This window comes from Mobilicoccus caccae (genome assembly GCF_030161635.1).
GTDB classification, from domain to species: domain Bacteria; phylum Actinomycetota; class Actinomycetes; order Actinomycetales; family Dermatophilaceae; genus Mobilicoccus; species Mobilicoccus caccae.
In genome coordinates, this window is record NZ_BSUO01000001.1 from 2,539,026 (window position 1) to 2,564,716 (window position 25,691).

Sequence of the window (25,691 nt, forward strand, 5' to 3'; positions counted from 1 at the left end):
CGCCACGGGCGTCTCGAGCGCGCCCGCGGCGTGGCCGAGTGCGTCGGCGACCGCGTCGGACATCGGGCCGATGTGCTCGCCCATGTGGTCCGGGTCGAGGGTCGCGGTCCGGACGACGAGGCGTAGGGAGGGCTGGGACTTCAGGACGACTCCTTTGTCCCGGCTGACACGGTGTGAGGGTCAAGCACTGCGCAGAAAGCGTCGCGAAACGCTCGCTGGTTTCAGCTGTGGCCCCATGGGTTGATGAGCGCGACGCCCATCGGTGGAAAATCTGCAACATTGCGTGTGACCACGGTCAGTCCGTGCACCACGGCCGTGGCTGCGATCAGAGCATCGCGCTCAGGCCGCGGGTCAGGGACGTGAAGTCGCGCCGCGCGTCGCGCTACGGGGACGTCGACCGCGAGGACTCGTCCGTCGAACACCTCGAGCACGTCGTCCTCCAGCCATGCTTGGAGGCGCTGTGCCTGGGCCACGTCCCGTCGGCCGAGACGGGCAATCCCCAACTCGATCTCAAGCACCGTCACGACGGAGAGGTAGAGGTCCGACGGTCGGCGCGCCGACACCCACCGCAGCAACCCCGGGTCCGCCTGGCGTCGCGATCGCCTCAGCTCGCTGACGACGTTCGTGTCGAGCAGGAAGCTCACAGCTCGGGGACCTTGAGCTCCAGACGCAGCGGCTCGAAGTCGATGTCCATGTCGTCCTCCATGCTCAGACGCTCCACGACGTCGACGCCGTCCTCGCCCAGTCGGCGGTACTCATCGATCGAGAGCAGCACGAACGCCGGCTCGCCACGATCCGTGATCACGACCGGCCCCCGGGCCGCCTCGCGCTTGGCCGCGCTGACGTCCCGGTTGAACTCGCGGGCGCTCATCGTCGTCATGGGAACCGCCTTAAGTAGGTACGTACCTACATTACGACTGCCCTGCGCCCGAGGCAAGGCGCTCCATGACGGCGTGCGAGCCCCTGCGCGCAGACGTTGAAGCGATTACTCCACCGGGTTCTGTACAGGCCGAACATCAAGCAGACTGCACAACCCGTAGACGCCCGTCACTTCAGTTCTGCATCAAGTCCTTGAAGTAGCGTGCGACGGGCCATCGCTGGAAGCCGGCTGCCTCGTACGTTGCCCGGCTCGGGGCATGTCCCGAGTCACCACCCGTCTCGACCATCGCCATCCTGAGCCCGGCATCCCGAATTCGCTCGAAAGAGCGATCCATCAGAGCGGTAGCAATGCCTTGGCGCTGATGGTCAGGATCGACAGCGAGGACGTACACCTCACCCATGTCGTCTTCCGGATGCAATCGAGTGCACACCCAACCGACGACCTGGCTGTCGATCACCGCAACGTCGATGCGCCCGGCCTCTTCGTCAAGGACCTCGGCCAGGTCCGCCTCCTGACGAATGCGCCAGCCGCGTGGATAGAAGCACTCGTACACGAACGAGGACACTTCGCTTTCCAGCGCCGAGAAGACGGGCTCCCAAGAACGCAGCGACAGAGCCAGAACGGTCACCTTGTCTTCACTCTGGTAGGGGCGGACCTCAGTCACGAGGCTGCCTGGATCGGCGAGATCGCCGCGACCTGCTCCGCGACTCGGTCCTCTGCGAGCTCCAATTCGTAGCGCGACTGCAAGTTGAGCCAGAACTGAGGCTCCACCCCGAAGTAGCGGCCCAAGCGCAGCGCCGTGTCAGCCGTGATCGCCCGCTTGCCGTGCACGATCTCGTTGACGCGGCGAGGCGGCACGCCGATGGACACGGCGAGCTTGTGCTGGGTGATACCGAACCCCTCTATGAAGTCCTCCATGAGGATCTCGCCAGGATGAATCGGCGGATAGAGCTTCTCGGTCATGGTGCACCTCAGTGGTAGTCCTCGATGATCACGTTCGCTAGGCCCGCGTCGGTCCACACGAAGCAGATACGCCATTGGTCGTTGACCCGGATGCCGTGTTGGCCTTTCCGGTCACCCTTCAGTGCTTCGAGCCGGTTTCCTGGCGGAACCCGAAGCGAGTTGAGCGAGGTCGCAGCATCCAGTTGGCGCAGTTTCCTGTTCGCCGCCTTGTGGATCCGTGGATCGATTCTTCGCGCCGATTCACGAAGCCAGACCAGTTCCGTGTCACGGTCGCCGAAGGATCGAATCACGCGTCCAGCGTCTCATCCATAACGCAAGACGTCAATAACGTCAGACGTTAAACCGAAACTCCACCACGTCTCCGTCCGACATGACGTAGTCCTTGCCCTCCATGCGGACCTTGCCGGCAGCCTTCGCGTCGGCCATCGAGCCGGCGGCGACGAGGTCGTCGAAGCCGACGATCTCGGCCTTGATGAAGCCCTTCTGGAAGTCGGTGTGGATGACGCCCGCGGCCTGCGGCGCGGTCCAGCCCTGCCGGATCGTCCAGGCGCGCGACTCCTTGGGGCCGGCGGTGAGGTAGGTCTGCAGGCCCAGGGTGCGGAACCCGGTGTGCGCGAGCTTGTCCAGGCCCGGCTCGTCGACGCCGACCGACTCCAGGAGCTCGGCGGCCTCCTCCGGCTCGAGCTCGGCCAGGTCCATCTCGAGCTTGGCGTTGAGGAAGACGGCCTCGACCGGCGCGACGAGCGCCTGCAGCTCGGCCTTGGCGGCCTCGTCGACGAGCTGGTCCTCGTCCACGTTGAACACGTAGAGGAACGGCTTGGTCGTCATGAGTCCCAGCTCGCGCAACGCGGCGAAGTCCACCTGGTCGCGGCGGGAGAACAGCGTGTCTCCGGCCTCGAGGATCTTCTGCGCCTCCAGCGCGGCGTCGAGGACGGACTTGTCGATCCGCTTGCCCTTGACCTCCTTCTCCAGCCGCGGCACGGCCTTCTCGAGGGTCTGCAGGTCGGCGAGGATCAGCTCGGTGTTGATCGTCTCGATGTCGCCCTTGGGGTCGACCTTGCCGTCGACGTGCACCACGTCGTCGTCCGCGAACGCGCGGATGACCTGGCAGATCGCATCGGCCTCACGGATGTTGGCGAGGAACTTGTTGCCCAGGCCCTCCCCTCGGAGGCTCCGCGCACGATCCCGGCGATGTCGACGAAGCTCACCGTCGCCGGCAGGATCTTCTCGCTGCCGAAGATCTCGGCGAGCGTGTTCAGCCGGGGATCGGGGAGCGGGACGACGCCCACGTTGGGCTCGATCGTCGCGAACGGGTAGTTCGCCGCGAGCACGTTGTTCTTGGTCAGCGCGTTGAACATCGTCGACTTGCCGACGTTGGGGAGACCGACGATTCCGATGGTGAGTGCCACGAGTCCAGGAGTCTACCGGTCGCCCGCCGCGGCGATGACCGGCCCGGACTCGGGGATGCGCACGCTGCACAACTGACGGGACTGGGCCACGAGACGCCCGGTGGAGTCCCAGATCCAGGCGTCCTCCTCCAGCAGGCCGCCGGTAAGGGTGTGCGAGCGGGTCTGCATGCGCAGCCGGCCCGGAGCGGGGCGACCGCGCACGTGCCCACTGAACTCCAACGTCGGCGCCCAGCCACCGATCCCGAGGTCGAAGGACGTCGGCGGCATCGCGTCGAGGAAGAACAGCAGCGCGACGGGGTCCGGTACGCGGCCGTCGGCGAAACCGATCCACCCGCGCATCTCCCCACGCCCCGAGGGTCGGCCCGCCGCCCACCCGGCGGTCGCCGGGTCCAGGCGCAGGTCGAGCCGGTGCATGAGGGGCGGCGCGTCGGGCCCCTTCCCACGCGCCGTGGCGGTGGCGATGCAGTCGTCGGGGTCGGGCAGGTCCGGCGGCTCGATCGAGCGATGCACCTGGTCGGACGCCGCGAGATCGCCGTAGGTGGCGAGCGCCCGCAGCCGCTCGACGGGCACGCCGTCGGCGCCGGTCTGGGTCAACACGGCCTGCCCGGTGGAGAACGTCCGTCCCCGGCGCAGCGCGTCCGCGGCGACGGCGATGTCACCGGGCGCACCGGCCGACAGGAAGTAGGCGCTGAGGGCCAGCGGGTCGCTGTGGGGCACCTCACCGGAGCCGAGCACCTCACGCAGGCCCGCCGCTGCGAGCGCCATGAGGACACCGCCGTTCACGGCCGGACCGATGGCCCAGGCCCCGTCGAGCCTGCCGGTGAAACTGCCGGGGTCCTCGGCGCTCAGCGCCATCGCCTGGTCGAACTCGAAAGTCATGACGTCCGTCTATCAGATGGACGACCGCGGCGACACTCCGACCACGCGTTCTGCGCCGACGTGCCGATGTCGCCCGGCATTCCACGCGCGATGTTCTGCGGTCGTCACGGGCCGTTCGGCGTGACGACATCGCAGAACGCACCGAAACGGTGGTGATGGCGACCGTTTCGATGCGTTCTGCGATGTGCTTGTTTGCGAGGCCTTCGGAGGTAACGAACTCGCTGTAGGCGTCCACCTGGTGGGCGAAGACCTTGACCTGAAGACGGCGTGTCTGCGCGAAGGGTTGTCGGTGGGGGCTGTCACGGTGCGGTCATGGACCTCTCGCATGTGGCCGTGCTCCTCATCGGCCTGATCCTCGGTCTCCTGCTCGGAGCCGTGCTCACCTGGGCGATGGCGCGCGGCCGGTACGCCGCTCCGCTGGCCGCCGCCGGCGCCGAACGCGACGCCCTGGCGCAGCGCGTCACCGAACTCCGCCACCACGGTGAGGACGAGGAGGCCGTCATGGCTGCCCTGGCGCCCCTCACCAGCGCCCTGGCGCGGGTCGAGCGCCAGGTGGGCGTCCTCGAACGGGATCGGGTGGAGCAATTCGGGCAGCTCGGTGAACGACTCGGCGAGGTCGCCCGTACCACCCGGCGTCTGCACGAGGAGACCAGCACGCTGGCAGGGTCGCTCAACTCCTCGACCACGCGGGGAGTCTGGGGCGAGACCCAGTTGCGGCGCATCCTCGAGCACGCCGGCCTGCTCAACCGCTGCGACTTCGACGAGCAGGTCGCGGCCACCACCCGTCATGACCAGGCCGTCAGACCCGACGTGGTGGTCCGGCTCCCGGGCGGCAAGACGCTCGTCATCGACGCCAAGGCGCCCCTCACGGCGTTCCTCACCGCTCAGGGCGATGTCGAGGACGACGAACGCCGACGCCTGCTCGCCGCCCACGCCGCGTCCTTGCGGGGGCATGTCGATGCCCTGGCCAAGAAGGAGTACTGGAGCGGTTTCGCGACGACGCCGCAGATGGTCGTGTGCTTCGTCCCCTCCGACGCCACCCTGGCCGCAGCCATCGACGCCGACCCCGAGCTGTACGACCACGCGATGCGTCGGCGGATCGTCCTAGCTTCTCCCGCAACGCTGCTCACGCTCCTGCGCACGGTCGCGTTCACCTGGCAGCAGGAATCCCTCACCGAGAACGCCCGGGAGCTCCTGGAGCTGGGGCGCGACCTCTACGCCCGCCTCGGCACGTTGGGCGGCCACGTCTCGAAGATGGGCGCGTCGCTGCGGCGCAGCGTCGAGACCTACAACGGGATGGTCGGCGCGCTCGAATCACGGGTCCTCGTGACGGCCCGCCGGATGCACGACCTCGGCCTCACCCACGACGAGCCCCCGACCCTGCCGGTGGTCGACATCGCACCGCGCCCGCTCACGTCGGCCGAACTGCTCGATCACGTCGACGACGGACCGCAGCGCCGCGACGACGTGACCATCGACGCCGAACGCAGCACCGGCACGCGACGGCGCACAAACAGCGCCTGAGTCCTCGGCCATGCCGGCGCGCGACTCAGGGCCGCACGACGGGGCGTGGCTGCTCAGCGCAGGGAGGCTCCGGCGTCGCTCTTGACCTTGCTGTCGTAGGCGATGCCGCGGGCCTTGAGGTCCTTGCGCAGGTCGGCGGGCAGGGCGAAGAGCAGGCTCTCCTGGGCCGCGATCACGGGCTCGACGTCGCCGTAGCCGTGCTCGGCCAGGTAGGCGAGGACGTCGTTGACGAGGATCTCAGGCACGGACGCGCCGCTGGTGACGCCGACGGTGGTGACACCCTCCAGCCAGGCGTCGTCGATCTCGTCGGCGTAGTCGACCAGGTACCCGGTCTTCGCGCCGTTCTCGACGGCCACCTCGACCAGGCGCACCGAGTTGGAGGAGTTGCGCGAGCCGACGACGAGCATGAGGTCGATCTTCGGCGCCATCTGTCGCACGGCGAGCTGCCGGTTCTGCGTGGCGTAGCAGATGTCGTCGCTCGGCGGATCCTGCAGGTGGGGAAAACGCTCGCGCAGGCGGCGGACGGTCTCCATCGTCTCGTCGACCGACAGGGTGGTCTGGGAGAGCCACACGACCTTGTCGGGGTCGCGGACCTGCACGTTCTCGACGTCGTCCGGTCCGTCGACGAGCGTGATGTGCTCGGGAGCCTCACCGGCGGTACCGATGACCTCCTCGTGTCCCTCGTGACCGATGAGGAGGATGTCGAAGTCGTCGCCGGCGAACCGCTGGGCCTCGCGGTGCACCTTGGTGACCAGCGGGCACGTCGCGTCGATGGCCTTGAGGGAGCGCGCCTGCGCCTCCTCGTGCACGACGGGCGCGACACCGTGGGCGGAGAACACGACGGTGGCACCTTCGGGTACCTCGTCGGTCTCCTCGACGAACACCGCTCCGCGCCGCTCGAGGACGGCCACGACGTGCTTGTTGTGCACGATCTGCTTGCGCACGTACACGGGAGCCCCGTACAGCTCGAGCGCCTTCTCGACGGTGACCACGGCACGGTCGACACCGGCGCAGTATCCACGGGGGCGGCCAGGAGAACCTTCTTGTCGTCAGTCACGCGCCTCATCCTACGAAAGAGCTCTGGGCGGCACCTGGACACCGCCCTCCCCGGCACCCGCGAGACAATGAGCGAGGGCGAGACAGCAGCGCACGCGATGCCGTCCTCAGACGTTGCCTGCTGCCTCGAGCGGGTCGAGTGAGCGTCGTGACCAGGGAATGTCGGAAGGCGCTGGCATACTGGCGCGGGTGAGTGAGCCCCTGCCGGAGAAGGCGGCCGAGACGTCCGCCGAGCGTCCGTGGCCGCTCCGTCTGCTGTCGATGAAGATCTCCGAGTACGTCGACCGGATGTCGCCCGTCTGGGTGGAAGGTCAACTCGTCCAACTCAACCGGCGCCCCGGCTCGCGCACCTGCTTCGTCACGCTGCGCGATGCCGACGTGGACATGTCGATGACGGTCACTGTGCCGATCGTCGTGCTCGACCGGATGCCGATGCGTGAGGGCAGCCGCGTCGTGGTCCACGCCAAGCCGACGTTCTGGGGCAGGCGCGGCACCCTGCAGCTCGAGGCACGTGACATGCGCCCGGTCGGGGAGGGCGAACTCCTCGCCCGCCTGGAACACCTCAAGCGCGTCCTGACCGCCGAGGGACTGTTCGCCGCCGACCGCAAGCGCCCCCTGCCGTTCCTCCCCCGACGCGTTGGGTTGGTGTGCGGGCGGGCCAGCGCGGCGATGCGCGACGTACTCGACAACGCCCGGCGTCGTTGGCCCGCAGTGGAGTTCGAGGTCCGTGAGGTGCCGGTGCAGGGCACCGACGCCGTCGCCGCGGTCACGGGTGCGCTGCGGGAGCTCGACGCCGACCCGGCCGTCGACGTCATCGTCATCACCCGCGGCGGCGGGTCGTTCGAGGATCTCCTCCCCTTCAGCAACGAGTCTCTCGTGCGCGCGGTCTCCGAGGCGCGCACCCCGGTGGTCAGCGCCATCGGGCACGAGGTCGACACCCCCTGCTCGACTTCGTCGCCGACGTGCGGGCCTCGACCCCCACCGACGCCGCCAAACGGATCGTGCCCGACGTCGAGGTCGAACGGGCCGGCATCGTGCAGGCGGCGACCCGGGCGCGCGCCGCGCTGGAGTCGAGGATCGCGTCCGAGCGCAGGCATCTGGCGATGCTGCGCGACCGCCCCGTGCTCACCGACCCGCACGCCACCCTGGCACCCCACCGCACCGTGCTCGAGCAGCACCGCGACCGGGCCGAACGTGCGGTGCGGGCACGCCTGGACCGCGGGCGTCACCAGGTCGAGGCGTTGCAGGGGCAACTGCGGGCGCTCTCACCGCAGGGCACCCTCGACCGGGGGTATGCGATCGTCATGCACGCGGACGGCCGGATCGTCAGCGACAGGCAGGACGTGGATCCCCAGGAGGTCCTGCGGGTCCGCGTCGCACGAGGAGACTTCGGGGTCCGCCCCGTCACGAGGAAGGCGCGTTCATGACCGAGCCCAGCGACCCGACCGACACCGTCGCCGACGCCACCGAGATCTCCGGGATGCCCGAGATCTCCCGCATGTCCTACGAGCAGGCCCGTGACGCACTCGTCGAGACCGTCGCCCGGCTGGAGTCGGGTCGGACCGACCTCGAGACGAGTGTCGCGTTGTGGGAGCGGGGCGAGGCCCTGGCCGCACACTGCACGGCGGCGCTCGACCGCGCCGAGGCCCGGTTGAGGCGGCCCGGTGCGGGGTCGTCGCAGGACGAGACCGAGACGGAGACGGACTGAGGTCTCAGCCCTGGTAGGGGCGCAGCGAGCCTACGACGGAGGCGAGCGTCCGGTCGTCGGCCAGGCCGGAGACCACGGTGGTCAATCCGCCCAGTTCACCGACGAGTGAACGACGTTCGGGGTCACCGCCGGTCGCGTAGGAGGTCCAGGAGGCGCCCGCGACGTCGACGGTGCCGCGCCGGGTGCCGCCGGAGACCGCGGCCTCGACCCAGGCCTGCTCGAGGCTGTCCTCACTGGAGGCGGGGATCTGCTGCACCGCGACGAACACGGTGTCGTCGTCGGTGCGGTGATAGCCGGCGTACCAGGCCTTCGGCCCCTGTTCCGAGGCGCGGTAGCGCACGCTCGTCGCTTTCCACGGGCGGCCGGGCTCACCGAGTTCGGGGATCCAGACGGTCAGTCCGTCGTCACGTTGCGCCTGCTGAGCCACCGGGACCACGTCGACCGGGGGCTGGTCCACGGCCTCGGGACGCGGCACGATCGAGTACAGGACGAGCACGACCGCGGCGACCGCCGCCATCGACAGCACGAGGCTGCGCCAGTTCCCGCGCGCCCGCGAGCGCGGCTGCGGGCGCTGGTCGACGTCGTCCGTCGGTCCCCCGGCAGGCTGGTCGGGAGTGTCCGAGGGCGCGGAGGGCGTCGATGACGTCATGGGGTCATTCTGTCCCATGAGCGACCTCGCTCCGCACGGCACCGGATCAAGCGGCGAGAGCGGTGCGGACGGTGCGCAGGCGGACGCGGGGGCCTACGCCCGTGCGGGGCCGCCGGCGCCATGCCGCGGCGAGCTCGGGATCGCGGGCGGCGCGATCCGGGAGGGCTTCCAGGACGATCGGGCCGAGCGCGAGGACGGCGACGAGGAGGACTCCAACGAGGGCGGCTGCTGTGGTGAACATGTCCTCACCCTCCCGCGGCCACCCCTCAGCGCACATCGTCCCCCGAGATGAACCCGCGCTCCCCCCTCCTGCCCAGGGATGAGGCTTCTCCTCCTTCTCCAGGCGGAGGCACACTCGCGACCGGCCCCGGCGGTCGATCCCGCGTCGGCGGTGGCCGGAGTCGGCGGCGCCGGACAGCGTGAGGGGCCGGGAAGGCGTTGCTCCCCGGCCCCTCACGCCTGAGACTCAGGCCTGCGTGGATCCTCCGCGTGCCTCGCGGTCGGCGGCGTCGCGGCCCTCGCGGGCGTTGCCGCCCTCGCCGCCCTCGCGCTGACGTGCACGCTCGAGCGCCCGGCGGCGATCCTCCTCGGACTGACGCCCGATCTCGGCCGCCCGCTCCTCGTCGCGCGTGTAGCAGTGGCCCGACTCCGGGTCGAACACATGCATGAGGCGGGGGTCGAAGTACAGGTCCGCTTCCTCGCCCTCGCGGATGCGGGAACGCCCGTCGAGGTTGACGACCATCTGCGGGCGCATGCCCTCGCCGTCGAGGTCGCGGTCGAGCTCGTCGAGCTTGGCCTGCACCGCCGCGTCGGTCTCGTACGGGATGTAGGCGTACTGCTCGTTGCCCAGCCACTCCGTCTGGTCGACGGGAGCCCGGAAGCGGACGGCGTCGCGCGGTGCGTCGTCGCCGAGGCTCGCGTCCTTGAAGTACTCCGGCCGGATGCCGACCACGACGAGGTCGCGGTCGCGCACCTGCTCGGCGAGTTCGGAGCCGATGGGGACGTCGACGAACGGCAGGGACAGGGTGTTGCCCTGCACCCGCGCCGGGAGGAAGTTCATCGGCGGCGTGCCGATGAACCCGGCGACGAACAGGTTGACCGGCTGTTCGTACAGCTCACGTGGGCTGGCGCACTGCTGCAGGACGCCCTTCTTCAGCACCGCGACCCGGTCGCCGAGCGTCATGGCCTCGGTCTGGTCGTGGGTGACGTAGACCGTCGTGATGCCCATGCGCCGCTGCATGCGCGCGATCTCGGTACGCATCTGGCCGCGCAGCTTCGCGTCGAGGTTGGACAGCGGCTCGTCGAAGAGGAACGCGTCGGCGTCACGCACGATGGCGCGACCCATCGCCACACGCTGACGCTGACCACCGGAGAGGTTTCCGGGCTTGCGCTCGAGGTGGTCGTCGAGTTCGAGCATGGAGCTCGCTGCATTCACCTTGCGGCGGATCTCCTCGTCGCTGTGCTTCTTCTTGTCCAGGCGCAGCGGGAAGGCGATGTTCTCGAACACCGACAGGTGCGGGTAGAGGGCATAGTTCTGGAACACCATGGCGAGGTTGCGCTGACGCGGCGCCAGGTCGTTGACGCGCTTGCCGTCGATCATCATGTCGCCGGAGGTGATGTCCTCCAGACCGACGATCATGCGCAGCAGCGTGGACTTTCCGCACCCCGACGGGCCGACGAAGATCATGAACTCGCCGTCGGCGATGTCCAGGGACACGTCGTTGACCGCCGGGAATCCGTCGCCGTACTTCTTGACGATGTTGTTGAGCTGGATCTGGGACATGAATGAGTCTCCTTGAACGTTGCGGCGGGCCTCAGCCCTTGACCGCACCCGAGGTCAGGCCGGCGACGATGCGCTGCTGGAAGATCATGACGAGGAGCACCACGGGGATGGTGACGACGACCGCGGCCGCCGCGATGGCACCCGTCGGCTGCTCGAACTGCGAGGCTCCGGTGAAGAACGCGAGCGCGGCCGGCACCGTCCGGGCGTTCTCGGCGGTCAGCGAGATCGCGAAGACGAAGTCGTTCCACGCGGTGAAGAACGTGATGATGCCCGTGGTGAACACGCCCGGCGTGGCCAGCGGCACGATGACCTTGCGGAACGCCTGCCAGCTCGTCGCACCGTCGACCTGGGCGGCCTGCTCCATCTCCCAGGGGATCTGGCGGAAGAACGCCGTCATCGTCCAGATGGACAGCGGCAGCGTGAGGGACAGGTAGGGCAGGATCAGACCGATGTGGGTGTCGAACAACCCGATCCGGCTCCACAGGTCGTACAGCGGCGTGACCAGCGAGATGACCGGGAAGAACGACACCGTCAGCGCGGTGGCCAGGATGAGCTTCTTACCCGGGAAGTCCAGCCGGCTGATGGCGTAGGCGCAGAACATCGCGAGCACGACGGAGATCAGCGTCGAGACGGCCACGACGATGAGCGAGTTGATCAGCGCCGGCACGAAGATCGCCGAACCCGACCCGACGAAGATGTCCTCGTAGTTGGCCATCGTGGGCGACTTCGGGAAGAAGTTGCCGAGGATGTTGGCGTCGAGGTTGTTCGACTGCGAGTCGGCGTCCTTGAAGGACAGCGCGAAGATCCACAGCAGGGGGATGACCGTCCAGAGCATGATCGGGATCGCGAGGATCCCGAGAAAGATGTTGGTTCCCCTGGAATTGTTGGCGCCCATCGCGGGTCAGCTCCTTCCTTCTGCAAGGTCGACCTTGAAGCCCTTGATGAACAGCAGGGCGATGAGCACCACGCAGAGGAACAACAGGACGGACAGTGCCGATCCCATGCCGATCTCCACGCGGTTGATGGTCGCGTTGTAGGCGAGGACCGAGAGCGAGGACGTGTCCTGCGAACCCCCGGTCATGATCTGGATGTTGTCGAAGATGCGGAAGGCGTCGAGGGTACGGAACAGCAACGCCACCATGATCGCGGCCTTCATGTTGGGCAGGATGACCTTGAACAGACGCTGACCGAACGTGGCCCCGTCGACCTTGGCCGCCTCCTCCATCGCCGAGTCGACCTGGGCCAGGCCGGCCAGGAGCAGCAGCGACATGAACGGCGTCGTCTTCCAGATCTCGGACAGACAGATGACGACCAGGGCCGGGAGCTGAGAGCCGAACCAGTCGAAGGTCGTCGACCACATACCGAAGGTGAAGAAGTTGAGCCAGTGGTTGGCGAATCCCGGGCCGACGCTGAAGCCGAAGTACCAGGCGAAGGCCGACACGACGGTGATGATCGAGTACGGGATGAGGACGATGGTGCGTAGTGTCTTGCGCGGGAAGACGATCCGGTGCATGACCATCGCGATGATGAAGCCGAAGACCAGTTCGACGACGACCGTCACGACAGTGATCCCCACCGTCACGAGCATCGCCTGCCAGAACAACGAGTCCGACAGCGCCGTGACGTAGTTCTGCAGGCCGACGAACTCCCGCGCCGACGGGTCGGTCAGGCGGTAGTTGAACAGCGAGGTCCAGGCCGCCTGGAGGATCGGGTAGGCCGTGACCCCGACCATGATGATGAAGGCGGGTCCGGCCAGGAGCCACCCGAGTTTGCGCTCACCCTTGGCCCGGTCGGACAGGGGCTGCCTGGTCTTGGCGGGGCGTCCGGCAGCGCCGGCCTCGTTCTTGGCGACGGTGCTCACAGCAGTGCCTCCCCGTTGAGAACGTCCTTGATGAGTTGCGTCGCCTCGGTGGGTGTCGACTGGGGCGAGATCTCGTTGGGCGGGCTGAACACGCGCTGCAGGGCAGTGGAGATGTCGCCGTAGTACTGCGTGACCGGGCGAGGCGCGCCGGAGTCGAGGGACTCACGCAGCGCCTTGGCCATCGGGAAGGCCTCGACGACCCGCGGGTCGTCGTACGCGGACTTGTTCGCCGCCGGGTTACCGGTGCCCAGCATGTACTGGATCTGGTGTTCCTTCTTGGTGATGCACTGGATCGCCTTCCACGACGCCGGAGCGTTGTCGCTCTTGCTGTTGACGCCGAGGATGATCCCGCCCAGCGGCGGCTTGGACTCCTGGCCCTGAATCGTCTGCGGGTACCGCGTCCACGCGACGTCGTCCTGGATGCCGGCCATCTGCGGGGAGGCCCACACGTAGGGCCAGTTGAGCATGAAACCCGAGCCCTCGGTGGTGAACTGGTTCAGCGAGGTCTCCTCGTTGGTGGAGGACATCGCCGGGCCGGCGACACCGGTGTCGGCGACCTTCTTGATGATCCGCGCGGCCTCCTGACCGGCCTGGTCCTCCAGCCCGAGCTGAATGTCGCTGCCGGTGGCCTCGGGGTTCTTGACGATGTGACCGCCCGCGCCCTCGACGAGGGCGTTGATCCACACGGCGTACCCCTCGTACCGGCGCGCCTGCACGCCGATCGTGGTGTCCGTCTGCTGAGCCGCGTCGATGATCTGGTCCCAGGTGACGGCCCCGCTCATGTCGAGCCCGGCCTCCTGGGCCACCGACTTGCGGTACCAGAGCAACTGGGTGTTCGCCCACATCGGGGCGCCGATGAGCTTGTCCTTCCACGTGGAGACCTCGAGGATCGAGGACACCGCGTCCTGCGTGAGCGCATCCCGCGACTCCTGCGGCACCTCGGCGAGGAACCCCGCCTCGGCGAACTCGGCGACGAACACCGGGTCCATGCTCATGATGTCGGTTCCGGGGTCTCCCGCGGCCAGGCGCCGCAGCAGTTGTTGACGCTGTTCCGACGCGTCGCGCGGAAGCGACTGGGTCTGGATCGAGTACTCGCCTCCGGCCTCCTCGGTGCACTTCTGCGCGAGGATCGCCTGGTTGGCCTTGCCCTCTTCGTCCACCGCGCCGTCGGGGTTGGTGTACCACGTGAGTACATTGCGCTGATCTGCATCCGATCCGGAGCCGCAGGCCGACAGGCCCACCGTCCCGGCCATGGCGACCGCGACCAGTGCCACGGTCGTCCGGGTCCTTCTGCGTCTGGACACCTTGACTCCTTCGTCCTGGTTGCCTGCCGGGCCACGGAGTCCTCCGATGACGGGCCGTGCGTTCACCGACAGTCCATCCGTTGTCTAGCACTCTTTGCGGGCCCACGGCCCATCAGACACTCCACGAACTAGGCTGGGCGTGTCGATATCTTGCGCACCGGAGGCGACTCGTTGTCGGGCGCCCCGCCGCGTCAGCACGAAGGAGCTGCACCGATGGCCGAATTCGCGTACGAGGACCTGCTCCCCCTGGGCGACGACCCCACGCCGTACAGGCAGTTGAGCACCGAGGGTGTCGAGGTGGTGACCGGGCCCGACGGTCGCGAGTTCCTCCAGGTGGCGCCAGAGGCGCTGACCCTCCTGGCCGAGACCGCGATGCACGACATCGCCCACTTCCTGCGCCCCTCGCACCTGGCGCAGTTGCAGACGATCCTGGACGACCCGGAGGCGAGCGACAACGACAAGTTCGTGGCCCTCGACCTGCTCAAGAACGCCAACATCGCCGCCGGTGGCGTCCTGCCGATGTGTCAGGACACGGGCACCGCGATCGTCATGGGCAAGCGGGGGCAGCACGTGCTCACCGCGGGCGTCGACGAGGAACCGTTGGCACGCGGGGTCTACAACGCCTACACCAAGCTCAACCTGCGGTACTCCCAGAACGCGCCCGTGAGCATGTTCGAGGAGAAGAACACCGGCTCCAACCTGCCGGCGCAGATCGAGCTGTACGCCGACACGCTGCCCGGCCACGAGACGACCTACAAGTTCCTCTTCATGGCCAAGGGCGGCGGCTCGGCCAACAAGAGCTACCTGTTCCAGGAGACCAAGGCGATCCTCAACCCGGATTCGCTCATGACGTTCCTCGAGGAGAAGATCGCCGGCCTGGGCACCGCGGCCTGCCCGCCCTACCACCTGGCGATCGTCATCGGCGGCACGAGCGCCGAGTTCGCCCTCAAGACGGCGAAGTACGCGAGCGCCAAGTACCTCGACGCCCTCCCGAGGACGGGTAACGCCGCCACCGGCCGCGGCTTCCGCGACATCGAGATGGAGGAGAAGGTCCACGAGCTGACCCGCATGCTCGGCATCGGCGCGCAGTTCGGCGGCAAGTACTTCTGCCACGACGTCCGCGTCGTGCGCCTCCCCCGCCACGGCGCCTCCCTGCCCGTGGCCATCGCCGTGTCCTGCTCGGCCGACCGGCAGTGCCTGGGCAAGATCACCCAGGACGGCGTCTTCATCGAACAGCTCGAGTTCGAGCCCGGCCGTTACCTGCCCGACGTCACCGAGGAGCACCTCGGCGCCGGCGACCAGGCGGCGGCAGACGAGGCGGCGGAGTCGGAGGTCGTGAAGATCGACCTCACCCGCCCGATGGACGACGTCCTCTCCGAGCTCACCAAGCACCCGATCAAGACCCGGGTCTCCCTCACCGGCACGCTCGTCGTCGCCCGCGACATCGCCCACGCCAAGATCAAGGAGCGTCTGGACGCCGGCGAGGAGATGCCGCAGTACCTCAAGGACCACCCGGTCTACTACGCCGGCCCGGCCAAGACGCCGCAGGGCATGGCCTCCGGGTCCTTCGGTCCGACGACGGCAGGACGCATGGACTCCTACGTCGAGACGTTCCAGGCCGCGGGCGGCTCCAAGGTGATGCTCGCCAAGGGCAACCGCAGCAAGCAGGTCACCGACGCCTGCGCCTCGCACGGCGGGTTCTACCTCGGCTCGATCGGTGGCCCGGCGGCCCGCCTGGCGCAGGACTGCATCAAGCACGTCGAGGTGCTCGAATACCCTGAGCTCGGCATGGAGGCCGTCTGGAAGATCGAGGTCGAGGACTTCCCCGCGTTCATCGTCGTCGACGACAAGGGCAACGACTTCTTCGCCACCGTCGGCCCGAAGGCCGTCGCGCGCACCATCGGCAAGCGGCCCGGGCTGGAGGACGGGAAGAGCGCCGACGGTCACATGACGGACGTCGATGCCGGGTCCCCCGCGTGAGCGGATCGCGGCCGCAGACCCCGGCCGAGGCGTGGCGGGAGCTGCTCGCCGGTAACGGACGATTCGTGTCCGGCGACGTGCAGCACCCCAACCAGGACGCCGCCCGTCGCGCCGACATCGCCGGCGGCCAGCGTCCGTTCGCCACGTTCTTCGGGTGTTCGGATTCGCGGGTGGCGGCCGAGGTCATCTTCGATCAGGGCCTCGGCGATCTGTTCGTCATCCGCACCGCGGGCCACGTCGTGGGCCCGACCGAGTTGGGGTCCATGGAGTTCGGCGCGGAGGTGCTCGACATCCCGCTCATCGTGGTCCTCGGCCACGACTCGTGCGGGGCCGTGGGCGCCACGATGGAGGCGGTCGAGAGCGGGACGATGCCCAAGGGACTCATCCGCGACCTCGTCCAGCGCATCATGCCGAGCGTCGTGGCGGGCAAGCACCAGGGCATGACCAGCGTCGACGAGCTCATGGCCGAGCACGTGCGACAGACGGTGAACCTCATCGTCGAGCGTTCGACGCGCTGCGCGGAGCGGGTGGAGGACGGCCGACTCGCGATCGTCGGCCTCACCTACACCCTCGCCGACGGACGCGCGAGCATCGCCGAGGTCGTCGGAGACATCGGCGAGAGCCCGGCACCGACCCACTGAACAGGTCGTGGGCAGACGAAGGGCCCGTCGTCCCAGCAGGACGACGGGCCCTTCGCGCAGTCGGGGCCGACTCAGAGCGCGAGCCGCTCCCGCACCACGTCGGCCAGACGGTCGGCGCATTCACGGGCGCGTTCGGTCGTGTCGGCCTCGACCATGACGCGCACGAGCGGCTCGGTGCCCGACTTGCGCAGCAGCACCCGCCCCGACGTGCCGAGTTCGGCCTCGACGTCCTTGACCACGGCCTGGATGCCCTCGTCGCTGCCCGCACGGTCCTTGTCGACGCCCTTGACGTTGACGAGCACCTGCGGCAGCTCGGTCATGACCTCGGCGAGCTCCGTCAGCGTGCGGCCGGTCTGCGCGACCCGGGCCGCCAGCATGAGACCGGTCAGGGTGCCGTCGCCGGTCGTGCCGTGCTCGGCCATGATGACGTGCCCGGACTGCTCCCCACCGAGGGTGTGTCCGCGGCGCTTCATCTCCTCGAGCACGTAGCGGTCGCCGACGGCGGTCTGCACGTACGCCAGCCCCTCGCGGTCGAGCGCGTGGAGCATGCCGAGGTTGCTCATCACGGTGACGACGACCGTGTTGTTGGCCAGCTGGTCACGCTCCTTCATGGCGAGCGCCAGGATCGTCATGATCTTGTCGCCGTCGATCACCTGGCCGCTGGCGTCCACGGCGAGGCACCGGTCGGCGTCACCGTCGACGGCCACACCGAGGTCGGCCGCGTACTCGACCACGGCCGCCTGGATCTTGTCGAGGTGGGTCGAGCCGTAGCCGTCGTTGATGTTGAGACCGTCGGGCTCGCCGCCGATCTGCGTCACCCGGGCGCCTGCGCGTCGGAACGCCTCCGGCGCGACCTCGCTGGCCGCCCCGTGGGCCGTGTCGAGCACCACGTGCAGGCCGTCCAGCCGGTTGGGCAGCGCCGAGAGCAGGTGCGCGAGATAACGTTCGGCGCCGTCGGTGAGCGGACGCACCCGCCCGACCTGGTCACCGACGGGCCGCTCCCAGTCGGCGCCGAGCCGCTCCTCGATGGCGTTCTCGACGGCGTCGTCGAGCTTGTGACCACCACGGGCGAAGAACTTGATGCCGTTGTCCGGCATCGCATTGTGGGACGCCGACAGCATCGCGCCGAGGTCGACACCGTAGTCGGCGACGAGGAAGGCGATGGCGGGCGTCGGAAGGACTCCGGCGTCGTACACGTCCACGCCCGCGGAGGCCAGGCCGGCCATCGTCGCGGAGGCGAGGAACTCACCGGAGGCACGCGGGTCACGGCCGACGATCGCGCGAGGCCGGTGCCCCGCGAACTCGCCCTCCGCGCGCAGCACGTGCGCTGCGGCGACCGAGAGGTCGAGGGTCAGTTCTGCGGTCAGATCCCGGTTGGCGAGACCACGCACACCATCCGTGCCGAACAGACGAGCCATGCGATGGCTCCTTTCGATCCTGAGAACTCCTGGGCGGAGCACCCGACCGGGCGCTCCGTGTCGCCGCCGAGGTGGGGGCAGCGACCGGGGTTGTGGGGCGCTCGACGCGCAAAACCCCCATACACCTGGTCGGATGTACGGGGGTCGGGCGGTCTGCGTCGCCCACGCACGACCGTGGCGGACCACCTGGGGTGGTCCGCCACGATGGCATCAGCGCTTGCTGTACTGGGGCGCCTTGCGGGCCTTCTTGAGACCGGCCTTCTTGCGCTCGGGCACACGCGCGTCGCGCGTGAGGAACCCGGCCTTCTTGAGGGCGGCGCGGTTGAGCTCTTCGTCGACACCGTTCAGCGAACGGGCCACGCCCAGCCGGACGGCACCGGCCTGGCCGGAGGGGCCACCACCGTGCACGCGGACGAGCACGTCGTAGGCACCGTCGAGCTCGAGGACCTTGAGCGGCTCGCCCACGATCTGCTGGTGCACCTTGTTGGGGAAGTACTCCTCCAGGGTGCGGCCGTTGATCTTCCACGTGCCGGAGCCGGGGACGATGCGCACGCGGGCGATGGCCTGCTTGCGACGACCCGTGGCGGCACCCGGGGCGGACGCGGACGGGCGGCGGACCTGCTCGTCCGTCGCGCCGGCGGTCGACTCGGAGGTGTAGTTGGACAGTGCGGGCTCGTCGTGCTCGAGCTCGACGTCAGGAGTGTTGTCGGTCACGGTTCTCCTCGTGTTCGATCACCCAGCGGATTACTGGGCGACCTGCGAGATCTCGAAGGGCTCAGGCTGCTGGGCCTGGTGCGGGTGGGTGTCGCCGGCGTAGACCTTGAGCTTGGACAGCTGCTGACGGGCCAGCGAGTTCTTGGGCAGCATGCCGCGGACGGCCTTCTCGACGGCGCGCGTCGGGTTCTTGGCCATGAGCTCGGTGTAGGAGGTGGCGCGCAGGCCGCCCGGGTAACCCGAGTGGCGGTAGGCCTTCTTCTGCTCGAGCTTGGCGCCGGTGAGGGCCACCTTGTCGGCGTTGATGATGATGACGAAGTCGCCGGTGTCGACGTGAGGTGCGAACGTCGGCTTGTGCTTGCCGCGAAGAAGCTGCGCGGTCTGCGAGGCGAGGCGACCGAGAACGACGTCGGTGGCGTCGATGACGTGCCACTTACGCTCGATCTCGCCCGGCTTGGGGGTGTAGGTACGCACGGTTATCAGCCTTGCTTGCTCGATGATGGAACGGTCATGTGCGTCACCCTGGCGCCGTCGGGGCGCCGTGGCGGTGTGACGACCTCACGTCGCGGAACCCGTGTCGTCGGCCGGATCGAGATCGATCCACCGTCGAGGGCCGCTGAGGTCGAACGCGCACAACGACTCCCCATGTTACCGGCCACTCCGAGACGACCCCAAATCGCCACTGCACACCCTCTACCAGCGACAATGCCCAGATCGGCGATCGAACCCGGAGCCTGTGCAGCGAAAGTATGCAAAGTAAGTGTGCATAATCGGAGTGCATCCGACCGCCCGGAACACCCCGCCGAACCCTCCACGACCGCCCGCCGTCGCCACCCGAAGGAGGCCACGATGACCACGGACGCCCCCTACCCCTCGGACCGATCCGCGCTGCGGGTCCTGGCCCATCCGTTGCGGTCGCGCCTGGTCGCCGAGCTCCGGAGTGTCGGGGCGGCGACGGCCACGGATCTGGCGCGCGTGCTGGGCACGAACTCCGGCGCCACGAGCTATCACCTGCGCAAGTTGGAGGAGGTCGGTCTGGTCCGCGACACCGGCGGGGTGGGGCGGCGACGCGTGTGGGAGGCCGCGACCGAGGGGCGCACGTTCGACGTCGGTGACACCGAGGACGACGACGCCGCGCTGGACTGGCTGGCCCGTGACTACATCGGCCACTTCACGGAGAAGGCCCAGACGTGGCTGACGGACTCCCCGAGTGGCCCCTGCCCTGGCAGGAGGCCTGCGGCCTGGACGACCACCTGGTCCTCGTCACCGACGAGCAACTGGCCTCGCTGCGCGTGGAGATGGCCGAACTCCTCGAGCGGTACCGACGCGTCGGCGCCGGCAACCCCCAGGCCAAACGCGTGACCTTCTACACCTGTCCCCTGCCCGTCGACCCACCGGCCTCCGAACGACGCCGAGACCGCCGGCAATAGGCGGCGGTCTCGGCGTGGTGATCAGAACGTGCCGAGACCGCCGGATATCACCGGCGGTCTCGGCAGGTGAAGGTCAGAGCGTGCCGCGCCCACTGCGCGGGCCGTGGCCCAGACCGCGCCGCACGCTCAGGCGCTCACTGCGCCCCACGTGCCGATGCGCGCCCTGCGTCACCGTCGCCACAGCCGCCCTGACCTGTCCGGTCCTCGTGTCGTTCCCCATGACTCCCCCTCATTCCTTTCATCGGTGCGGCGATCCCCCGATCGTCGCTACACCCCTTTCATCGGCGAGGCGAACGTCCGTCTTAGTCGAACGTCCCAGAAACTTCTCGCGCGCCTCAGGATGTGGTTTCGCCAGGCAGCGTACGGACGGCGCGGGCCGTGCGAGCCCGGGCGGCGAACTCCCCCTCGGGTGGGTAGGCGACCTCCTCCAGGCACAAGCCGTGCGCCGGCATGACCACGACGCCCGGGTCCCGTTCGAGGCCCTCGGCCACCTCCGCGGGCCAGGTCACGGGTTTGCGCCCCTCCCCCACCGGGACGACCGCGCCGACGAGGGCGCGGACCATCGAGTGGCAGAACGCGTCCGCGAGCACGGTCCCGGTCAGCAGGTGCCCCTCGCGGCGCCACGAGTACTCCAGCAGGGTGCGAACCGTCGTCGCACCCTCGCGCCGCTTGCAGAACGCGGCGAAGTCCCGCAGCCCGACGAGCCGTGCCGCCGCCTCGTCCATCGCCGCTGCGTCGAGCGGCCTGCGCACGCTGACCGTGTCGCGGCGCCGCAGCGGGTCGAGCAGCTCGGGAGCGTCGCAGATCCGGTAGGTGTAGCGGCGGCTCACGGCCGAGAAGCGCGCGTCGAACTCCTCCGGAACCACCCGGGCCGTCCGCACGGCGATGTCGGGCGGGAGCACCCCGGCCAGCCGACGCACCGCGGCCCGCTCAGGCGGAAGGTCGGACCGTCCGGGCAGGGCGAGCCAGGCGGGCTCGTCGACGTCGACGTGGGCGACGGCACCGCGGGCGTGAACTCCTGCGTCGGTGCGCCCCGCCACGGTGAGCGCCGGTGGGACGACGGCGCGCAGGATGCGGGCGAGCGCAGCGCCGAGTTCTCCCTCGACCGTGCGCAGCCCGGGTTGGGCCGCCCACCCGGAGAAGTCGGTGCCGTCGTAGGCGAAGTCGAGGCGGACCCGCACGTCAGCGCAGCGGGTGGGGCGGGACGGCGGCGCCTGCGCGGATCCAGTACAGCGTCGGGGCGGCCGTCGTGCCGGACGCCGTCGGTGCGGTCGCGCCCGCCATCGCGTCGGCGGGGGCCAGCTTCTTCCAGACCAGCTCGGAGATCTTGCGGGTGCGTTCGACGCCGACGCCCATGGAGGAGTTGTCGTAGCTGAGGATGGCCAGCGTGTAGTCGCGGCCGGATCCCTTGACGCTGCCGATGCTGTTGACGCGCCACCCGCGGGGGCTCAGTGGCACCCAGCCGTTCTTGACCGCCACGGACTGTCCCGCGGGCACCTTGCCCACGCCCCACCGCTGCTCGGGCACGACCCGGCCCATGAGCCCGAGGATGTACCGGCGGTCCGCCTTCGACAGGTGCGGTGTGCCGCCGACGAGCTTGTCCATGAGCAGACGCTGGTCCGCCGCGGAGGTGGAGGTCCGCCCCCATGCCCCCTGCAGGGTGGTGCGCGACATCCCCAGGTCCTTGGCCATGCGCTGCACGGCCCACCGGCCGCCGGCCTGACGCAGGAGGGAGTTCGTCGCGTCGTTGTCGCTGTAGCGGATCATGCGGTCGGCGAGCTTCTTCTGCCCCGAGGACAGGCTCCGCCCGCTCTCACGGCGTTCCCGGACGATCGTCGCCAGCACCAACACCTTGACGATGCTGCCGGTGCTGTTCCGCATCCCGGAGTTGTACGTGTACACCTGGCCGGTGCGGCGGTCGCGCACCGAGAAGGACACGTCGTCGCGGGCCTTGCCCAACACCCGACGGACCTCCGCGTCGGAGAACGGCGCTGCGTCCTGCCCGGCGACGGTGTCGAAGGCGGAACTCCGCTGCCCAGCCCCGCCCGTCGGCACGCCGTGGGCCGTGGGGGCCAGCGCGAGGGTGGCGCAGGTGGCGACGCCGATGATCGTCGCCGCTCTCCGGCCGAAGCGCCCGCTCATCACGGTCTCCTGTCCAGGTGATCGAAAGGTTGGCCTCAGCTTAGACCGAACCACTTCCTCATCGGCGCCCATCGGTCTCCGTGGAGCTTGTGCCACGGGCGGATTCACCGAACGGCGTGTCGCGGTCGCCACACCCCTCCCGCAGGACGTGCGTGCCCCCGGGCATGACGAACGGCGCGTTCCCCCGCGGGGGAACGCGCCGTTCGTGGGTGGCGTGTCAGGCCTTGTCGCCGTCGGTGGCCTTCTCGGCCTCGGCTTCGGTGACACCCTCGTTCTCGGCCGGGACCTCGGCGCCGGCGGGGCCTTCGGCCACGGGGGCCTCGGCGACCTCGGGCTCGACGTCGGCAGTGGCGGTGGCCGCTGCGGCGTCGTCGCTCGTGGCGTCCTCGTTCGTGGCCGCGGCGGGCGTGGCGGCGGAGCGCTTGGTGGCGGCCTCCGCCTCCTTGACCGTGGCCTGCTTGGGTGAGTAGGGCTCACGGACGAGCTCGATGACGGCCATGGGGGCGTTGTCGCCCTTGCGGTTGCCGACCTTCGTGATGCGGGTGTAGCCACCCGGACGCTCGGCCATGGCGGGCGCGATCTCCGTGAAGAGCACGTGGACGACGCTCTTGTCGCGGATGACCGTCATGACCTTGCGGCGGGCGTGCAGGTCTCCGCGCTTGGCGAAGGTGACCAGACGCTCGGCGAGGGGGCGCAGGCGCTTGGCCTTGGCCTCGGTCGTCTGGATCCGGCCGTGCTCGAAGAGCGCGGTGGCGAGGTTGGCGAGCATGAGGCGCTCGTGAGCCGGGCCGCCGCCGAGACGGGGTCCCTTGGTGGGCGTAGGCATGAGATCTCCTGTGGTGGTCGCTGACCGATCCGCCGCGTGGCGGGCCAGTCACCTGGATCGGTCAGTACTGCTCGTCCTCGACGAACGAGGCGTCGTCGTCCTCGTCGTAGCGGTCCGCGATGGCGGCCGGGTCGAACCCGGGGGGCTGTCCTTGAGCGCCAGGCCCATGCCGACGAGCTTGGCCTTGACCTCATCGATGGACTTGGCGCCGAAGTTGCGGATGTCGAGGAGGTCGGCCTCGCTGCGTCCGACGAGTTCGCCGACGGTGTGGATGCCTTCACGCTTGAGGCAGTTGTAGGACCGAACCGTGAGGTCGAGGTCCTCGATGGGCAGGGCCAGGTCGGCTGCCAGGGCGGCGTCGGTGGGCGAGGGGCCCATGTCGACACCTTCGGCCTCGACGTTGAGCTCGCGGGCCAGGCCGAACAGCTCGACGAGCGTCTTGCCGGCGGAGGCGAGCGCGTCGCGGGGCGCCATGGAGTTCTTCGTCTCGACGTCGACGACGAGCTTGTCGAAGTCGGTGCGCTGCTCGACTCGGGTCGCCTCGACCTTGTAGGTCACGGCGAGCACGGGCGAGTAGATGGAGTCGACCGGGATGCGACCGATCTCGGCCTCGGCGGACTTGTTCTGAGAGGCGGACACGTAGCCGCGGCCGCGCTCGACGGTCAGCTCCATCTCGACCTTGCCCTTGTCGTTGAGGGTGGCGATGTGGAGGTCGGGGTTGTGCACTTCGACGCCGGCCGGGGGGCGATGTCGGCGGCGGTGACGGGGCCGGGGCCCTGCTTGCGCAGGTACATGACGACCGGCTCGTCGTGCTCGCTGGAGACGACGAGTCCCTTGATGTTGAGGATGATCTCGGTGAGGTCTTCCTTGACACCGGGGATCGTGGAGAACTCGTGGAGCACGCCGTCGACCCGGATGCTCGTGACCGAGGCACCGGGGATGCTCGACAGGAGGGTCCGACGGAGGCTGTTGCCGAGGGTGTACCCGAAGCCCGGCTCCAGCGGCTCGATGACGAACCGGGATCGTGCCGGGGAGAGGACCTCCTCGGAGAGGACGGGACGCTGTGCGATCAGCACGTTCTTCTTTCCTTCCCACGAACCCCCGCTATATGAGGCTCGTGATGCGTCGGCTCACGCCGACCTCCCCCGGCTGTCTCTGTCCACACCCGGAGGGCGACCGCCCGAAGGCGGCACCAGACGATCCAGCGCTCGCCCGAGGGCGCCCGCCGATCAAGCAAAACCAGACCAGACCCATCAGGTCAGACCCGACCTGTCACGAAGTGACGAGCCGCCCCCGACCCACAGGCCCGGCCCGGCGGCGCGCCGTGACCGAGCCAAGCGAGGCTTGGTTTCTCGGAATATCCAACGCGCCGCCGCGAAGCGGCGTCCAAGCAGTTCCGCCGAAAGGCGGCCAAGAATTAGTCCCGGCTTCGCCGGTGACTAATTCTTGGAGTAGAGCTCGACGATCAGCTGCTCGGTGAGGATCGTGTCGATCTGCTCGCGGACGGGCAGGGAGTGGATGAGGATCTGGAGCGTGCCGGGCACGACCTTCATCCAGGCGGGGACGGGGCGCTCTCCGAACGTCTGGCGGGCCAGTTCGAACGGGAAGAGCTCGCGGCTCTTGGGGCGCACGTCGATGATGTCGTACTGGCTGACGCGGTAGCTGGGCACGTCGACGCGCTGGCCGTTCACGTGGAAGTGGCCGTGCGTGACGAGCTGGCGTGCGGCGCGTCGAGTGCGGGCGAGGCCTGCACGGTAGACGACGTTGTCGAGTCGCGATTCGAGGATCTGCAGCAGGACGGCGCCGGTCTTACCGGGGCGACGCACGGCTTCCTCGTAGTAGTTGCGGAACTGCTTCTCCATGACGCCGTAGGTGAAGCGGGCCTTCTGCTTCTCCTGGAGCTGGTGGAGGTATTCCTTCTCCTGGATGCGGCCGCGGCCGTGCTGTCCGGGAGGGAAGGGGCGGTTCTCGAAGTTCTTGTCGCCGCCGACGAGGTCGACCTTGAGGCGACGGGACTTCTTGGTGATGGGGCCGGTGTAACGAGCCATGTGTGTTCAGTCCTCTCGTTCGCTCAGACGCGGCGGCGCTTGGGCGGGCGGACGCCGTTGTGCGGCATGGGGGTGACGTCGCTGATGGCGCCGACCTCGAGGCCGGTGGCGGTGAGCGAGCGGATCGCGGTCTCGCGGCCCGATCCCGGACCCTTGACGAAGACGTCGACCTTGCGCATGCCGTGCTCCATGGCGCGGCGAGCGGCTGCTTCGGCGGCCATCTGCGCGGCGAACGGGGTGGACTTGCGGGAGCCCTTGAAGCCGACCTGGCCCGCGGACGCCCACGAGATCACGGCCCCGGTGGGGTCGGTGATCGAGACGATCGTGTTGTTGAACGTGCTCTTGATGTGGGCGTGCCCGTGAGAGACGTTCTTCTTCTCCTTGCGGCGCACCTTCTTGGCGCCGCCAGCCGTCCTGCTCTTGGGAGGCATATGGTTTCTTCTCCTACATCTACGCGCGCTTCGCGCGTTACGGAA

General features: G+C 68.9%; 25 protein-coding genes and 4 pseudogenes. 6 read left to right on the forward strand and 23 right to left on the reverse strand.

Going from position 1 to position 25,691, the window contains the following annotated elements:
- Positions 1-221: 221 nt before the first annotated feature.
- The 7 genes and pseudogenes from QQK49_RS12430 to QQK49_RS12460 form a co-directional block, all read right to left on the reverse strand.
- Positions 222-644, reverse strand: a complete 423-nt coding sequence (locus QQK49_RS12430) for a type II toxin-antitoxin system VapC family toxin (RefSeq protein ID WP_284304194.1) — start codon at positions 642-644, stop codon at positions 222-224.
- Complete coding sequence (locus tag QQK49_RS12435; protein ID WP_284304195.1) at positions 641-880, reverse strand: type II toxin-antitoxin system Phd/YefM family antitoxin; 240 nt, start codon at positions 878-880, stop codon at positions 641-643. Before QQK49_RS12435 ends, QQK49_RS12430 begins: the two co-directional genes overlap by 4 nt.
- Before the next feature lie 172 nt (positions 881-1,052).
- Positions 1,053-1,544: a GNAT family N-acetyltransferase gene (locus QQK49_RS12440; RefSeq protein ID WP_284304196.1), complete on the reverse strand. Its 492-nt coding sequence runs from the start codon at positions 1,542-1,544 to the stop codon at positions 1,053-1,055.
- Positions 1,541-1,843 carry a HigA family addiction module antitoxin gene (locus QQK49_RS12445; protein ID WP_284304197.1) on the reverse strand — a complete coding sequence of 101 codons (303 nt, stop codon included), beginning with the start codon at positions 1,841-1,843 and terminating at the stop codon, positions 1,541-1,543. Before QQK49_RS12445 ends, QQK49_RS12440 begins: the two co-directional genes overlap by 4 nt.
- An 8-nt stretch (positions 1,844-1,851) precedes the next feature.
- The gene (locus QQK49_RS12450) at positions 1,852-2,133 is read right to left on the reverse strand and encodes a type II toxin-antitoxin system RelE/ParE family toxin (protein WP_284304198.1); all 282 of its coding nucleotides are present in this window, start codon (positions 2,131-2,133) and stop codon (positions 1,852-1,854) included.
- 40 nt (positions 2,134-2,173) lie between these two features.
- Positions 2,174-3,252: pseudogene (ychF, locus tag QQK49_RS12455) on the reverse strand (redox-regulated ATPase YchF).
- Positions 3,253-3,264: 12 nt separating this feature from the next.
- A complete protein-coding gene (locus tag QQK49_RS12460) occupies positions 3,265-4,131 on the reverse strand; it encodes a thioesterase family protein (protein ID WP_284304200.1) in 867 nt (288 codons plus the stop codon).
- A gap of 312 nt (positions 4,132-4,443) precedes the next feature.
- Between QQK49_RS12460 and QQK49_RS12465 the strand changes: the two genes are divergently transcribed.
- Positions 4,444-5,655: a DNA recombination protein RmuC gene (locus QQK49_RS12465; protein ID WP_284304201.1), complete on the forward strand. Its 1,212-nt coding sequence runs from the start codon at positions 4,444-4,446 to the stop codon at positions 5,653-5,655.
- A gap of 53 nt (positions 5,656-5,708) precedes the next feature.
- Here QQK49_RS12465 and QQK49_RS12470 read toward each other — a convergent pair.
- A pseudogene (locus QQK49_RS12470) lies at positions 5,709-6,721 on the reverse strand (4-hydroxy-3-methylbut-2-enyl diphosphate reductase).
- A 149-nt stretch (positions 6,722-6,870) separates the two neighbouring features.
- On the opposite strand from QQK49_RS12470, the pseudogene xseA reads away from it, so the two are divergent.
- Positions 6,871-8,138 (forward strand): annotated as a pseudogene (xseA, locus tag QQK49_RS12475) (exodeoxyribonuclease VII large subunit).
- Positions 8,139-8,191: 53 nt separating this feature from the next.
- Positions 8,192-8,419 carry an exodeoxyribonuclease VII small subunit gene (locus tag QQK49_RS12480; RefSeq protein WP_431310587.1) on the forward strand — a complete coding sequence of 76 codons (228 nt, stop codon included), beginning with the start codon at positions 8,192-8,194 and terminating at the stop codon, positions 8,417-8,419.
- Positions 8,420-8,423: 4 nt separating this feature from the next.
- On the opposite strand, the gene QQK49_RS12485 is transcribed toward QQK49_RS12480, so the two are convergent.
- The 6 genes from QQK49_RS12485 to QQK49_RS12510 all read right to left on the reverse strand — a co-directional run bounded on the left by QQK49_RS12485 (position 8,424) and on the right by QQK49_RS12510 (position 13,986).
- Positions 8,424-9,068, reverse strand: coding sequence for a DUF4245 family protein (locus QQK49_RS12485; RefSeq protein ID WP_284304203.1), 645 nt, complete (start codon positions 9,066-9,068; stop codon positions 8,424-8,426).
- 46 nt (positions 9,069-9,114) lie between these two features.
- A complete protein-coding gene (locus QQK49_RS12490) occupies positions 9,115-9,309 on the reverse strand; it encodes a hypothetical protein (RefSeq protein WP_284304204.1) in 195 nt (64 codons plus the stop codon).
- A 225-nt stretch (positions 9,310-9,534) separates the two neighbouring features.
- Positions 9,535-10,851 (reverse strand): ABC transporter ATP-binding protein, encoded by a 1,317-nt coding sequence (locus QQK49_RS12495; RefSeq protein ID WP_284304205.1) that lies wholly within the window; start codon positions 10,849-10,851, stop codon positions 9,535-9,537.
- A gap of 31 nt (positions 10,852-10,882) precedes the next feature.
- On the reverse strand, positions 10,883-11,746 hold the full coding sequence (locus QQK49_RS12500; RefSeq protein WP_284304206.1) for a carbohydrate ABC transporter permease: 864 nt from the start codon (positions 11,744-11,746) through the stop codon (positions 10,883-10,885).
- Positions 11,747-11,752: 6 nt separating this feature from the next.
- Positions 11,753-12,712 (reverse strand): carbohydrate ABC transporter permease, encoded by a 960-nt coding sequence (locus QQK49_RS12505; protein WP_284304207.1) that lies wholly within the window; start codon positions 12,710-12,712, stop codon positions 11,753-11,755.
- Positions 12,709-13,986 (reverse strand): extracellular solute-binding protein, encoded by a 1,278-nt coding sequence (locus QQK49_RS12510; RefSeq protein ID WP_284304208.1) that lies wholly within the window; start codon positions 13,984-13,986, stop codon positions 12,709-12,711. The genes QQK49_RS12505 and QQK49_RS12510 overlap by 4 nt, the downstream gene beginning before the upstream one ends.
- A gap of 243 nt (positions 13,987-14,229) precedes the next feature.
- On the opposite strand from QQK49_RS12510, the gene QQK49_RS12515 reads away from it, so the two are divergent.
- On the forward strand, positions 14,230-15,996 hold the full coding sequence (locus QQK49_RS12515) for a fumarate hydratase (protein ID WP_284304209.1): 1,767 nt from the start codon (positions 14,230-14,232) through the stop codon (positions 15,994-15,996).
- Positions 15,993-16,637 carry a carbonic anhydrase gene (locus QQK49_RS12520; protein ID WP_284304210.1) on the forward strand — a complete coding sequence of 215 codons (645 nt, stop codon included), beginning with the start codon at positions 15,993-15,995 and terminating at the stop codon, positions 16,635-16,637. Before QQK49_RS12515 ends, QQK49_RS12520 begins: the two co-directional genes overlap by 4 nt.
- A gap of 71 nt (positions 16,638-16,708) precedes the next feature.
- On the opposite strand, the gene glmM is transcribed toward QQK49_RS12520, so the two are convergent.
- The 3 genes from glmM to rplM all read right to left on the reverse strand — a co-directional run bounded on the left by glmM (position 16,709) and on the right by rplM (position 19,243).
- The gene (glmM, locus tag QQK49_RS12525) at positions 16,709-18,055 is read right to left on the reverse strand and encodes a phosphoglucosamine mutase (RefSeq protein ID WP_284304211.1); all 1,347 of its coding nucleotides are present in this window, start codon (positions 18,053-18,055) and stop codon (positions 16,709-16,711) included.
- 210 nt (positions 18,056-18,265) lie between these two features.
- Positions 18,266-18,769: a 30S ribosomal protein S9 gene (rpsI, locus tag QQK49_RS12530; RefSeq protein WP_284304212.1), complete on the reverse strand. Its 504-nt coding sequence runs from the start codon at positions 18,767-18,769 to the stop codon at positions 18,266-18,268.
- A gap of 30 nt (positions 18,770-18,799) precedes the next feature.
- Entirely contained in the window at positions 18,800-19,243 is a 444-nt protein-coding gene (rplM, locus tag QQK49_RS12535) for a 50S ribosomal protein L13 (protein WP_284304213.1), read from the reverse strand.
- A 375-nt stretch (positions 19,244-19,618) separates the two neighbouring features.
- On the opposite strand from rplM, the gene QQK49_RS12540 reads away from it, so the two are divergent.
- Entirely contained in the window at positions 19,619-20,131 is a 513-nt protein-coding gene (locus tag QQK49_RS12540; RefSeq protein WP_348536181.1) for an ArsR/SmtB family transcription factor, read from the forward strand.
- A gap of 403 nt (positions 20,132-20,534) precedes the next feature.
- On the opposite strand, the gene truA is transcribed toward QQK49_RS12540, so the two are convergent.
- The 6 genes and pseudogenes from truA to rpsK all read right to left on the reverse strand — a co-directional run bounded on the left by truA (position 20,535) and on the right by rpsK (position 25,646).
- Complete coding sequence (gene truA, locus QQK49_RS12545) at positions 20,535-21,380, reverse strand: tRNA pseudouridine(38-40) synthase TruA (protein ID WP_284304214.1); 846 nt, start codon at positions 21,378-21,380, stop codon at positions 20,535-20,537.
- 1 nt (position 21,381) lies between these two features.
- Positions 21,382-22,341: a serine hydrolase gene (locus QQK49_RS12550; protein WP_284304215.1), complete on the reverse strand. Its 960-nt coding sequence runs from the start codon at positions 22,339-22,341 to the stop codon at positions 21,382-21,384.
- A gap of 217 nt (positions 22,342-22,558) precedes the next feature.
- Positions 22,559-23,167: a 50S ribosomal protein L17 gene (gene rplQ, locus QQK49_RS12555; RefSeq protein WP_284304216.1), complete on the reverse strand. Its 609-nt coding sequence runs from the start codon at positions 23,165-23,167 to the stop codon at positions 22,559-22,561.
- A gap of 48 nt (positions 23,168-23,215) precedes the next feature.
- Positions 23,216-24,243 (reverse strand): annotated as a pseudogene (locus tag QQK49_RS12560) (DNA-directed RNA polymerase subunit alpha).
- 363 nt (positions 24,244-24,606) lie between these two features.
- Positions 24,607-25,215: a 30S ribosomal protein S4 gene (gene rpsD, locus QQK49_RS12565; protein WP_284304217.1), complete on the reverse strand. Its 609-nt coding sequence runs from the start codon at positions 25,213-25,215 to the stop codon at positions 24,607-24,609.
- A gap of 23 nt (positions 25,216-25,238) precedes the next feature.
- A complete protein-coding gene (rpsK, locus tag QQK49_RS12570) occupies positions 25,239-25,646 on the reverse strand; it encodes a 30S ribosomal protein S11 (RefSeq protein WP_284304218.1) in 408 nt (135 codons plus the stop codon).
- Positions 25,647-25,691 lie beyond the last annotated feature (45 nt).